5 protein-coding genes are annotated in these 13240 nt (G+C 67.4%); all 5 read left to right on the forward strand.

All coding sequences use genetic code 11. The features are described from left to right. Window positions 1-30: 30 nt before the first annotated feature. The 5 genes from WH265_RS11590 (at window position 31) to recD (ending at window position 13134) form a co-directional block, all read left to right on the forward strand. Complete coding sequence (locus tag WH265_RS11590; protein WP_339558365.1) at window positions 31-2058, forward strand: DUF1631 family protein; 2028 nt, start codon at window positions 31-33, stop codon at window positions 2056-2058. A gap of 208 nt (window positions 2059-2266) precedes the next feature. Then, window positions 2267-3289, forward strand: a complete 1023-nt coding sequence (locus WH265_RS11595) for a tripartite tricarboxylate transporter substrate binding protein (RefSeq protein WP_021025452.1) — start codon at window positions 2267-2269, stop codon at window positions 3287-3289. Between the two features lie 136 nt (window positions 3290-3425). After that, window positions 3426-7058, forward strand: a complete 3633-nt coding sequence (recC, locus tag WH265_RS11600; RefSeq protein ID WP_339558366.1) for an exodeoxyribonuclease V subunit gamma — start codon at window positions 3426-3428, stop codon at window positions 7056-7058. Continuing rightward, window positions 7055-10888: an exodeoxyribonuclease V subunit beta gene (recB, locus tag WH265_RS11605; RefSeq protein WP_339558367.1), complete on the forward strand. Its 3834-nt coding sequence runs from the start codon at window positions 7055-7057 to the stop codon at window positions 10886-10888. The genes recC and recB overlap by 4 nt, the downstream gene beginning before the upstream one ends. An 11-nt stretch (window positions 10889-10899) precedes the next feature. Then, on the forward strand, window positions 10900-13134 hold the full coding sequence (gene recD, locus WH265_RS11610; RefSeq protein ID WP_339558368.1) for an exodeoxyribonuclease V subunit alpha: 2235 nt from the start codon (window positions 10900-10902) through the stop codon (window positions 13132-13134). Window positions 13135-13240 lie beyond the last annotated feature (106 nt).

Raw genomic sequence — 13240 nt, forward strand, 5'->3', positions numbered from 1 at the left:
GCCGGGCGTTTCAACTGGGAGAGGTGAAGCGTGGAGCAACGGGCCGTATCGGTATTTGACACCTGTCTGGAGCAGGCATTGCATGAGGCCGAGCCTTTGATGGCCGCCATGGGCAATGCGGCTTTGGCGTCTCTGGCTGCGCAGTTGTCGTCTTACAGCAACGCACAAGATCAACAATTGTTGCTGTACGCGCAATCCCAGCTGGCCAGCAAGAAGGCGCAGCTGCCGCTCGCCTATGCACTGCGCCTGCGCCAGGCCGTGTTTGCGATTGCGGAGGGCAAGCGCGAGGACTACCACGCGCAGATGAGCGGCCAGGGCCAGGCCGGTGGCTTGCAGGAAGACCGCAACGCGCTGCGGGCCCAGATCGAATGGGGCCGCATGCAGATCAACCTGCTGCAGCAGACCGAGCAGAGCCTGACGGGTTTGGAGCGCGTCTACCGGCCCTTGCGCAAGATCACCCGCTACTGGCGCAATGGCAACCCCTTGCACCACACCGTCTACCTCGACAGCCTGCAGGCCACCTTGAGCGACGTGGAGATTTCTGCCGATGCAACCGCGCTGTTTCTGCCCGACATGGTGGGCGTCATGGCCGACCATCTGCAGACCAGCTACCAGCGCATCATGACCTTGGCGATGAACAGCTATGCCGAGCTGCTGGCCAAGGCCGAGCTCAAGCGCCGCGTCGCCAAAGACAACACCCGCAGCTTTGTGCAGCGGACCAAGACCTTGTTCGACATCCCCGCGCATTGCCCCGTGGGCGCCGTCCGGGCCTACAAAACACTGATTCCGGTGATGGAGCGCATGGCTGCGCAGGACAGCTCGTTCTGGACTGATGCCGACCACCCCGCCCGCATGCTGGTGCAGACCATTGTCGACAAGGCCACCGTGCTCAAGGAAGAGGGCCGTGCGCTGTCCGATCCGCAGTTCCCGCAGCTGGTGACCGAGACGGTCGAGACGCTGTCGGCCCTGGCCCAGCCCAGTGCGGCAGATTTCGCCCAGGCGCTCAGCCGCTTTGGCGTGCGGCTCAAGCCCCGGCTGTCATCGGCGCTGCAGGATGTCGATGATTCGGGCTACTCCAGCAGCATGCTGCTGGAGAGCCAGTGGGGCGCGTCGGGCCTGATCAGCATCAGCCCTGAATCCGACTGGGCGCAACTGGCCCAGATGCAGGCAGAGCGCGAGGTGCTCGCGCAGCCCGCACCCAAGCCCGGCTATCAGCCCGAGCCTGCGCTGCAGCCGGCGCCGCTGGCAGCCAGCGCCGCCACGCCAGGCCCTGGCGCGTCTGCCAACCTGGAGCAGATCGAGGCCGAAGTGATGCTGCGCCTGGCCACCAGCTTGCACAGCTTTGATGTGGACCCGGCGCTGCTGGCGGCCTTGACGGGCGCCTGGCCCAAGGTGCTGCTGCAGGCGGCCGAGCGCTCAGGCCAGGACTCATCGCATTACCGCGCCTACCAAGAGGCGGTGGACGATGTGTTGGCGCTGGCAGGGGCCAATGCCAGTGCCAGCATGCACAGCGATGCAGACATGCTGATCCCCTCGCTGCTCACGCGCCTGAAGGCCGGCCTGACCAGCATTGGCTGGATGCCCGAGCGCATTGCGCCGGTGCTCACGGCCGTGGCCCAGATGGCGCCCAGCGCGCTGGTGGAACTGCAAATGGTGCAGGAAGAGGGTCGCCATGCGGTGCCGGCCGTGGCCGCGCCATTGCCCGCTGCGGCGGCGGCCACGGCCTTGTCGCCTGCGCCAACCCCATCGGCCTGGGCGCAGCTGCCCGAGGCCGTGGACGCCATGGGTGAGGATGAGCCCGCCATCATCGTGACGGGCTCCATGCTCGATGCCCCCAAGCCCGACAGCGTGGGGCTGTGGATTGGCGGCAAGCGCCTGGAGGCCGGGGTCTGGCTGGAGTTCCTGGGTCAAGGCGGTGGCTGGGTGCCCAAGCAGCTGAGTTGGACCAATGCGCGCTCGACCATGTTCCTGTTTGTGGCCAGCGGCGGCGCGAGCCAATCGATCACGCGCCGCATGCTCGAGAAGCTGGCCCAGGAGCGGGCGGTACGGCCGGTTTGAGCGCTCGCGGACAGCGCTCGCAACTGCCCATTCGCCAACCGCTCATCGCCTAAAGGGTATCTGGGTTTCAGGCCTTTTGGCCGTGGCACAATCTCCGCTTTCGGGGCACCAAGCCCCAGGGGCATGCAGCCACACCAGGCTGCAGCCACCATAAGCCAATAAGCCAATCGCCTGGATGTGCTCAGCGTCCAGGTGCCAAGGAGACACCATGAGCCCATTCTCGCGCAGCCGCATTGCGGCCGCATGCCTGCCCTCGCGCCGCAACGTTCTGGCCGCCACCTTGCTGGGCGCCGCAGCCCTGCTGCCCCTGGCCTCGCAGGCCGCCGATCCCAAGAAGTACCCCGAGCGCGCCGTGCGTGTCGTGGTGGGCTTTTCTGCTGGCGGCACCACCGATGTGGTCGCGCGCATCATGGCCAAGGAGCTGACGGCCGAGCTGGGCCAGTCCTTCGTCGTGGACAACAAGCCGGGCGCCGGCAGCAATATCGCCACCGAGCAGGTGGCCCGCGCCGAGAACGATGGCTACACCCTGCTGTTTGTTGCAGTGACCAGCGCGATCAACCAGACCCTCTACCCCAAGGTGCGCTTTGACCTGGAAAAGGACTTTGCCCCGGTGGCCCTGGGCGCCAAGGTGCCCAATGTGCTGGTGGTCAACCCCAGCGTGCCGGCCAACAATGTGCAAGAGCTGATCGCCTTTGCCAAGGCCAATCCCGACAAGGTCTCCTACGCGTCCTCGGGCAGCGGCACCTCGATCCACATGGCAGGGGAGCTGTTCAAGCTGCGCACGGGCCTCAAGACCCAGCACATTCCCTATAAGGGCAGCTCGCCTGCGCTCACCGATCTGATGGCCGGCCAGGTGCAGTTCATGTTCGACAACATGCCGTCGGCCTGGCCGCATGTGAAGGCTGGCAAGCTCAAGGCGCTGGCCGTGACCACCACCAAGCGTTCGCCCACCGCGCCCGATCTGCCGACGATGGAAGAGAGCGGCATCAAGCCTTTTGATGTCTCGTCCTGGTTTGGTCTGATTGCGCCGGCCGGCACGCCGCCTGAAGTGGTGGCGAAGCTCAATGCCGCGATGAACCGCGCCTTTGACAAGCCCCAGGTCAAGGAAGCCTATGAAAAGCTCGGCGCCGTGGCCGAGAAGAACACGCCCGAGCAGTTTGGTGCCTTTATCAAGTCCGAAGTGGCGGCTTGGGCGCCGGTGGTCAAGTCCTCGGGCGCGACGGTGGACTGAGGCGGGCCCCGCACCACTTCGCACAGGCAGCTTCGGCTGCCTTTTTTCTTGCCCGCGCCGCGCTGGGAGACGCCAGCAGGCGGTGGCCTGCGTTACAGTCCCCAACTGGCACATCCTGACTGATCTTCCTCCTCTGATGCAATCCTCCCCCGTCCATGCGATGACCCCCGGCCTGATGGTGATACACAGCAACCATCCGGAGGCTTTGCGGGACCTGGTCGTGGCCTGGATGCAGCGCTACCCGCTCCGGCCCCTGGAGAGCGAGACGATTCTGGTGCAAAGCAATGGCATTGCGCAGTGGCTCAAGCTGTCGATGGCCCAGCCGGTGGCGGAGGGCGGCTGCGGCATCACCGCTGCTGTCGATGTGCAGCTGCCTGCGCAGTTCCTGTGGCAGGCCTACCGGGCGGTGCTGGGCAAGCACGAGGTGCCCGAGATATCGCCTTTGGACAAGCAGCCGCTCACCTGGCGGCTGATGCGCCTCTTGCCCGATCTGCTGGCCCAGCCCGCGTTTGCCGCGCTGCAACGCTTTTTGGCCGAGGACCATGACCAGCGCCGGCGCTACCAACTGGCCGAGCGCATTGCCGATCTGTTTGACCAGTACCAGGTCTACCGCGCCGACTGGCTGCGCGACTGGGCCGAGGGCCGCGACCAGCTGCGCAGCGCGCGCGGCGATGTCCAGCCGCTCGATGAAGAGCAGCGCTGGCAGGCGCAGCTATGGCGCGCGCTGCTGGACGATGTGGGCGCGGCCGGCATGGAGACCAGCCGCGCCGCCGTGCACCAGCGCTTTGTGCAGTACCTGCAGTCGCCGCAAGCGCCGCAAATGCTGCCTGTGCCTCAGGCGCGCAACCCCGGCCTGCCGCGCCGCGTGGTGGTGTTTGGCATCTCGTCGATGCCGGCGCAGACCTTGCAGGCGCTGGCCGCCATCTCGCGCAGCTGCCAAGTGCTGCTGTGCGTGCACAACCCCTGCCGCCACCACTGGTCGGACATTGTTGCCGACAAGGATTTGCTGCGCCACCAGTACCGGCGGCAGCAGCGCAAGGGCAGCATGCAGGGGCTCATCGATGACGATGACCTGCACCAGCATGCCCACCCGCTGCTGGCCGCCTGGGGCAAGCAGGGGCGCGACTACATCCACCTGATTGACGAGTTTGACCAGCCGGACCAGTACGCCTCGCTGCTGGGCCCCGTCAATGGCGGGCGCATTGACCTGTTTGGCGAGGCCGAGCCCAGCCACATGCTGGCCCAGTTGCAGGACGACATCCTGGACCTGCGGCCGCTGGCCGAAAGCCGCGCGCTGTGGCCGGCAGTGGACCCGGCGCAGGACAGCTCCATCCGCTTTCAGACCGCGCACAGCCCACAGCGTGAGATGGAGGTGCTGCATGACCAGCTGCTCGCCCGCTTGGGTGCAGATCCCAGCCTGCGGCCGCGCGACATCATCGTCATGGTGCCCGATATCCAGGTCTATGCGCCGCATATCGATGCGGTGTTTGGCCGCATCGCGCGCAGCGATGCACGCTTTATTCCGTATTCGCTGGCCGACCAGAGCCAGCGCGGGCGCGAGCCCATGCTGGTGGCATTGGAGCATGTGCTGGCCATGCCCGAAAGCCGCTTTGCGGTGAGCGAAGTGCTGGATCTCCTGGCCGTCGATGCCCTGCGCCAACGCTTTGGCATTGACCCGGACGACCTCGCTTTGCTGCACCGCTGGATTGAGGGCTCCGGCGTGCGCTGGGGGCTGGATGCAGCCCAGCGCGCCCGCATTGGCCTGGCGCAGGCGGGCGGAATCAACAGCTGGCGCTTTGGCCTGCGCCGCATGATGCTGGGCTTTGCGGTAGGCCGTGGCGAGGCGCTCGGCGACATCCAGCCCTACGACGAGATTGGTGGCCTCGATGCCGCTGCGCTGGGCGGCCTAGCAGCCTTGCTGCGCGCGTTGGAGCAGGCCTGCGATTTGTTGGCACAGGACCTGCCGCCCAGCACCTGGGTGGAGCGCGCCCGCGAGGTGCTGGCCTTGTTGTTTGACCCTCAGCAAGAACATGAAAAGCTGCTGCAGATGCAGCTGATCCAGGGCCTGGAGCGCTGGCTGGGCCAGTGCGAAGCGGCTGTGTTTGATGAGGCCCTGCCGCTGTCGGTCGCGCGTGAAGCCTGGCTGGCCGGCATGGATGCCAGCAGCCTGAACCAGCGCTTTATGGCGGGATCGGTGAGCTTTTGCAGCCTGATGCCCATGCGCGCGATTCCGTTTCGCATGGTCTGCCTGTTGGGCATGAATGACGGCGCCTACCCGCGCCCGGTATCGGTGCTGGATTTTGACCTGATGCGCCAGCAGTACCGGCCCGGCGACCGCTCGCGCCGCGATGATGACCGCTACCTGCTGCTGGAGGCCGTGCTGTCGGCGCGCGAGCAGCTCTACATCAGCTGGGTGGGGCGCAGCATCCGCGACAGCACAGCCAGGCCGCCTTCGGTGCTGATCGGCCAGCTGCGCGACCATCTGGCCCAGGGTTGGCAACTGGCCAATGCTCCCGCTGGCCTGGCAGGCCCTGCCGCTGGCGAAGCGCTGCTGCGCGCGCTCACGCAGGAGCACCCGCTGCAGCCCTTCAGCCCACGTTACTTTGCGCAGCCGCCCTCGCAGGCGGGCAGCGATGGCCTCTACACCTATGCGCAGGAATGGCATGGCGTGCATGGCGTGCATGGCGATGGCCTGCAGACCGAGTCGGGCGAAGACGCGCTGGAGGCCTTGCCCGAGATGGGGCTGGAGGCCGCGCTGAACCTGCGCCAACTGCAGGACTTTGCGCAAAAGCCGGTGGCTGCGTTCTTTCGCCAGCGCCTGCGTGTGTATTTTGAGGACGAGGACCTGACCGGCCAGGACGAAGAGATGTTTGCGCCCGATGGCCTGCAGGCCTGGGCCTTGCAGGCCAGCTTGCTGAGCGCCTTGGAGCCCTGGGTGCGTGACAACCCCGAAGCGGCGGGCGATGCGCCCCGCCTGCGCGCGCAGCTCGATGCCGCTGCCCAGCGGCTGCGGCTGGAGGGGCGCCTGCCGCTGCGTGCCTTTGCCGATTGCGCGCTGGAGCCCGCTTGCGACGCCGCCCAGCGTGCCTTGCAGGTCTATGCGGCGGCGCTGCGCTACTGGCCGCAGGCGAGCAGCGCAGCACTGGAGCTGCGCTACAGCGATGGCGCAGAGGGCCCAGCCGTGGCCGACTGGTTGCGCGGCCTGCGCTGGGCCGATTCCGGCCAGCAGCATGCCGCCAAGATCAGCCTGTCTGCCGGCCGCTTGCATGCTGGCGAGCAGCTGCGCTATGACCGCCTGGTGCGCGCCTGGGTCGAGCACCTGGCCTGGCACAACGCGGGCCAGGCGCTGACGACGGTGGTTTGTACCGAATCGGGAATTGCGGTGTTTCCCGCGCAGGCCGCTGGCGCTGCGCAAGCGGCCTGGCGCCAGTTGCTGGTACTGTGGCAGCAAGGCATGCGCGCGCCCTTGCCAGCCGCTGTGCGCACCTCCATCGCCAGCCTGGCGCCCACGGCATCGGCCGGCCAGCTCGCGGCGCTCTATGACGACAGCTACCGGGGCACCGGTGAGCTGCAGCGCTCGGCCGAACTGGCCCGGGTGTTTCCGGATTTTGATGCGCTGCTGGCCGCCGGTCTGCTGGATGTCGCCCAGCAGCTCTATGGCGACATGCTGAACCATGTGCAATTGGTCAATGGCCAGCATCCGCAGGCGCTGGCGCGCTTTGCGGAGGGTGATGCGGGCGATGCGGGTGATGGGGAGGGGCCGCAATGAGCGCGATGCCAAGCGATACCACCTTGCCACTCGAGCCGCTGCGCTTTCCGCTCTGGGGCAGCCGCTTGATCGAGGCCAGCGCCGGCACCGGCAAGACCTATACGATCGCCGCGCTCTACCTGCGGCTGGTGCTGCAGCATGGCGGCGAGCAGGCCTTTGGCCGGCCGCTGGCGCCCCCCGATATCCTGGTGGTGACCTTTACCGATGCCGCCACGCAAGAGCTGCGCGACCGCATTCGCCAGCGCCTGTCCGAAGCCGCCCAGCTGTTTGCGCAGAAGCCGGAAGAGACCGGTAGCGAAGCGGCAGCAGACCCCTTGCTGCTGGCGCTGCGCGCCGACTACCCCGCCAGCCGCTGGCCCGCCTGCGCCCGTTTGCTGCACGAGGCCGCGAACTGGATGGACGAGGCGGCGGTGTCCACCATCCACAGCTGGTGCTACCGCATGCTGCGCGAGCATGCGTTTGACAGCGGCAGCCTGTTCCAGCAAAGCCTCATCACCGACCAGAGCGAGCTGCTGACCCAGGTGGTGCAGGACTACTGGCGCCGCCAGTTTTATGACCTGCCCGCCACCTCGCTGCGCAGCCTGCTGCAGGTTGTTGCCACGCCGCAGGCCTTGCAAGAGGCCATCCAGCCCATGCTCAGTCGCCAGGATGCCGACTGGCGCTACGACGGCGCGGCGCTGGCGCCTGCCGACCAGGTCGATCTGGCCGCATTGCTGGCCCAGGCCAGCGAGGCAGCCGCACGCCACACCGCGCTGGAGAACAGCGCACGCCTGCTGTGGCAGCAGCACCGGGCCGAGCTGGAGCAGCTGCTGATTGCGCTCGTGCCGGGTCTCAACGGCGTCACCTATCCGAAGAAGGACGAACCGGGCGTGTTCGAGGCCTGGCTCGCCGCCATGGCGGCCTGGAGCGATGGCGAGCCGGCGCCCGCCAAGATTCGGGCCTTTGGCCAATCGGGTATCAAGGCCAAAAAGGGCGTGACCGTGCCCGAGCATGCGGCCTTTGCCGCCATCGATGCCTGGCTGGAGGCCGTAGCGCAAGACGCAGAGTTAGCCACACCACTCCAACCGCTGCTGCTGCGCCATGCGATTGCCCATGTGCAGCGCGCACTGGAGGCGGAAAAGCAGCGCCGCGCCGAGCTGGGCTTTGACGACCTGCTGCAGCGCCTCGATAGCGCCTTGCAGGCGCCCGGTGGTGAGGCACTGGCGCAGCGCATCCGCAGCCAGTTTCCGGTGGCGATGATCGACGAGTTCCAGGATACGGACCCGCTGCAGTACCGCATTTTTGAGTGCATCTACCGCATTGAATGCAACGACCCGGCGCAGGGCCTGTTCATGATTGGCGACCCCAAGCAGGCCATTTACGCGTTTCGCGGTGCCGATATCTACACCTACCTGCGGGCCCGCGCTGCCACCGAGGGGCGCCATTACTCGCTGGGCACCAACTACCGCTCCACGCAGGCGGTGGTGCAGGCCATCAACCACTGCTTTGTGCATGCCGAAGGCCATCCCCGCGCGGCCTTCCGCTTTCGCCAGGATGCGCAGCACAATCCTGTGCCCTTTGTCGCCGTCGATGCCAACGGCCGCCGCGACGCACTCTTTTTGCAGGGCGAGGCCACGCCAGCGATGACCTTGTGGACCCTGGATGCCGGCACACGAGCGCAGGCCGATGGCGCCGACGAGCAGGGCGATGCTGCGGCATCCGGCAAGAGCGCGCGTACCGGCGTGGCCGAGTCGGCCTACCGCCAGCGCATGGCGCAGTCGGCGGCCAGCCAGATCACGGCCTGGCTCAATGCCGCCCGGGCGGGCCAAGCCGGTTTTGGCCCAGCGGCGGATGCCTTGGGCCGGCCGCTGCGCCCAGCCGATATCGCCATTCTGGTGCGGGGCCGGGCTGAGGCCGAGCTGGTGCGCAATGCGCTCAAGGACCGGGGCCTGGCCAGCGTCTACCTGTCGGACCGCGACTCGGTGTTCCAGACTGCCGAGGCAGCCGACATGCTGCGCTGGCTGCGCGCCGTCAATGCGCCCGGCCATGATGGCCTGCTGCGCGTGGCGCTGGCCACTGCATCGATGGATTGGTCCTGGCAGGACCTGGAGCGGCTCAACCACGATGAGCAGCATTGGGAGCAGCTGGCGCTGCGCAGCCGCGTGTTGCAGCAGCTGTGGCAGAAAAAGGGCGTGCTGCCGATGCTGCGCCAGTGGCTGCTCGATTTTGACCTGCCCGCGCGCTGGCTAGCCCAGCCGGGCGGCGAGCGGCGCCTGACCAATGTGCTGCACCTGGCCGAATGGCTGCAGCGCGCATCGACCGAGGTGGAGGGCGCGCAGGCGCTGATCCGCCGCCTGGCCGAGCAGATGGACAGCCCCGAGGGCGAGGAAGAAATTCTGCGTCTAGAAAGCGATGCCGATCTGATCAAGGTGGTCACCATCCACAAGTCCAAGGGGCTGGAGTACCCGCTGGTGCTGCTGCCCTTCATCAGCAGCTGGCGCGATTTTGACGGCAAGAGCCGGGGCTATGCGCAGTACCACGATGCCGCATCGGGCGAGTTGGTGGTGGAGCTGAACAACAAGCACCAGGACGCCGTCAGCGCCCATAACGACGAGCGCCTGAGCGAAGACATGCGCCTGCTCTATGTGGCGCTGACGCGCGCCCAGTACGCGCTGTGGCTGGGCGTGGCGCCGCTGGCCAAGGGCATGAGCCGCGCGGGCAGCCTGGAGAAAAGCGCCGTCGGCTACCTGCTGGCCGGCGGGCAAAAATTGCCTGACCTAGAACTGCATGCCTACCTGCAGGACTTTGCCAGCAGCTGTCCGCAAATGGCCGTGCAGCCGGTGCCCGAAGTCAGCCCGCAGCGCTACCAGCCCGAGCGCCCGCCCGCTGCCTTTGCGGCGCGCCAGCCGCGCCGGCAGGCCGATGAGCACTGGTGGATCGCCAGCTTCTCGGCGCTGACCGAGCGGCTGGGCTATGCCGTGCCGGCGCCAAGCCTCTGGATCGAAGACGCGCTGACAGCCGCTGAGCCCGAAACCGCGCAGCAGGACCAGTACCTGGAGCCGCAAGAGCCCGCACCCGATGCGGCCGCACCGGGCCAGCCGGAGCCCGGCAGCCTGCATGCCTTCCCCAAGGGGCCTGACGCCGGCAACTTTCTGCACGGCCTGCTGGAATGGTGTGCGCAAGAGGGTTTTGCCACGGTGCTCAGCAGGCCTGCGGCATTGGATGGCATCATCGCCTACCGCTGCCAGGTGCGCGGCTGGGCCGATTGGGCCGAGCCGCTGCAAGGCTTTGTGCGGCAATGGCTGCAGACACCGCTGGTGTTGCAGGGCGTGCCTAGTGACTCCCCAACCGAGGCAGCTGCGGCACTGCAGTCGCTGGGCGACTACCAGGTCGAGATGGAGTTCTGGCTGTCGATCCACCGGGCCTCGACCGGCCAGCTCGATGCGCTGGTGCAGCAGCATGTGCTGCCCGGCCAGCCCCGGCCCGCGCTGCTGGCCAACCAGCTGCATGGCATGCTCAAGGGCTATATGGACCTGGTGTTCGAGCAGGGCGGCCGCTACTATGTGATGGACTACAAATCCAACTGGCTGGGCGCGGACAGTGCCGCCTACACGGCAGAAGCCATGGCCGCTGCCGTGCTGCAGCACCGCTATGACCTGCAGTATGTTCTGTACACCTATGCGCTGCACCGCCTGCTGCAGCAGCGCCTGCCCGGTTATGACTACGAGCGCGATGTGGGCGGTGTGCGGTATTGGTTTTTGCGGGGCGTCGGTGCGGACCACCAGGGCCTCTACCATGACAAGCCCCCGCGTGCACTGATGGATGCGCTCGATGCGCTGTTTGCGCAATGATGATGAATGCAATGACGACAGAACCCCAGGACGGCCTGCCAGAGAACGGCCAGGCTCAAGATGGCCTGCCCACCCAGCGATCGGCTGCCCGCACGCTGGCCGTGCCCAACGGCGCCACCGCCAGCCTGCTCCATACGGTAGAGCGCTGGACCGCCCATGGCTGGCTGCGCAGCCTGGACCAGGCGCTGGTGCTTTTTCTGCACGAACTCGATCCCGCCGCATCACCGCTGGTGCTGCTGGCCGCCGCACTGGCCAGCCACCAACTGGGCCGGGGCCATGTCTGTCTGGATCTGCAGGCCACCCTGGACAACAGCCGTTTTGCGCTGTCGCTGCCGCCCGATACCGTGGCGCAGGGCAGTGGCGCCACCGAGCCCACGCCCTTGCCGCTGCCCAGCGAGCTGCTGGCCCAGGTCAACCTGCTGCAGTGGCAATCGGCCTTGCAGGCGAGCGCGCTGGTGGCCGCGCCCGGCAAGCCCAGCCAGGGCGGCACGCCGCTGGTGCTGCAAGGCGATCGCCTCTATCTGCGCCGCTACTGGCAGTACGAGCAGGATGTGGCGCAGGCGATTGGCCAGCGCATCACCGCCAGCCAGCATCTGCGCCAGGGCCGCAGCGCCGCGCAAGATGCAATGCTGCGCCAGGCGCTGGACCAGCTGTTTGCACCGGCGGGTGACCAGGCTACCGATTCGCCCGACTGGCAAAAAATGGCCTGCGCCTTGGCGGCCTCCAGCGCCTTTTCCATCATCACCGGCGGCCCCGGCACCGGCAAGACCACCACCGTGGTCAAGCTGCTGGCGCTGCTGCAGAGCATGGCGCTGCAGCAGAACGGCCGGCCGCTGCGCATCTGCCTGGCTGCGCCCACCGGCAAGGCGGCAGCGCGCCTGTCCGAATCGATCGTGCAGGCCTTGCAGCGCCTGGCGGATGCGCAGCTGCCGGCGGTGCCGCCAGCGCCTGGCAGTGGCGAGGCGCGTAGCTTGAAACCGCTGATCCCGTCCGACGCCCAAACCCTGCACCGGCTGCTGGGCAGCCGGCCCGACAGCCGGCACTTCCGCCACGATGCCCAGCACCCGCTGGCACTGGATGTGCTGGTGGTCGATGAGGCCTCGATGGTCGATCTGGAGATGATGGCGGCCTTGCTGTCGGCCTTGCCGCCGCAGGCCAGGCTGGTGCTGCTGGGCGACAAGGACCAGCTCGCATCGGTGGAAGCCGGTGCCGTGCTGGGGGAGCTCTGCGCCCAGTCCGAGCGGGGCCTGTATTGGCACGAAACGGCGCAGTGGCTGCAGCAGGTCACCGGCCAGCAGGTGCCAGCTGAGCTGCAGGATATGGCGGGCAAGCCGCTGGACCAGGCGGTGGCCATGCTGCGGGTCAGCCACCGCTTCCATGCCGACAGCGGTATCGGCCAGCTGGCCAGTGTTGTCAATGCCGGGCGGCGCAAGGCGATCAAGCCGCTGCTGAAGGCAGGCTACCCCGATCTGGCCGCCTATGCGGTGCCGGATCTGACGCATTCGTCGCTGGCCCAGCTGGTGCTGGATGGCGGCGGCAAGCGCTTTGTCGACAGTGCCGCCAAGCGCGACGCGGGGCCGGTGGGCTATGGCCACTACCTGCAGGTGCTGCGCGAGATGCCGGCCAACCCCAGCCCCGAGGCCTTGAACCAATGGGCGCTGCGCCTGTTGAAAGCGCATGGCGAGTTCCAGGTGCTGTGCGCGCTGCGCAGCGGCCCCTGGGGCGTGGAAGGGCTCAATGAGCGCATTGCCCAGCTGCTGGCCCACCGCGAGCTGATTGCGCAAAGCAGCGGCTGGTATGCGGGCCGCCCGGTGCTGGTGACCCGCAATGACTACAGCCTCAAGCTGATGAATGGCGATATCGGCATCACGGTGCAGATGCCGGCGGGTCAGGCGCTTGACGCTGGCGGGGCCAGTGGCGCCGCTCTAGCGCAGGGCGCGCTGCGCGTGGTGTTTGCGACCAGCGAGGGCCTGCGCTGGGTGCTGCCCAGCCGGCTGCAGGCAGTCGAGACGGTGTATGCGATGACCATCCACAAATCGCAGGGCTCGGAGTTCAGCCATGCGGCCGTCGTATTGCCGCCCAGCCTGTCACCGATCATGACCCGCGAGCTGGTCTACACCGGCCTGACGCGGGCCAAGCGCTGGCTCACGGTTGTGGCCGGCGGCAGCAGCAATTTCGCGGTGCTGGAAGAGGCGACGGAGCGCCAGGTCAGGCGCTCGAGCGGATTGCGACAAGGCGAGTTGTAGCCCGTTGGTGCCAGAGCTTGGGGGGTGTTGTCGAGGTCGCAGGCCGGTGCAGCAGGGCAGGGCCGTTTTGAGCAAGGACCGTCGCAGCGGTTGCGGTGGGGAGTGC

The sequence above is a fragment of the Comamonas sp. MYb396 genome, from assembly GCF_037479555.1.
In the GTDB taxonomy this organism is placed as follows: Bacteria; Pseudomonadota; Gammaproteobacteria; order Burkholderiales; family Burkholderiaceae_C; genus Comamonas.

Bases quoted from the DNA above. Each gene is read 5' to 3' on its own strand.
- WH265_RS11595 (WP_021025452.1), top strand. From the start codon at position 2,267: ATGAGCCCATTCTCGCGCAGCCGCATTGCGGCCGCATGCCTGCCCTCG.
- recC (WP_339558366.1), top strand. From the start codon at position 3,426: ATGCAATCCTCCCCCGTCCATGCGATGACCCCCGGCCTGATGGTGATA.
- recB (WP_339558367.1), top strand. From the start codon at position 7,055: ATGAGCGCGATGCCAAGCGATACCACCTTGCCACTCGAGCCGCTGCGC.
- recD (WP_339558368.1), top strand. From the start codon at position 10,900: ATGACGACAGAACCCCAGGACGGCCTGCCAGAGAACGGCCAGGCTCAA.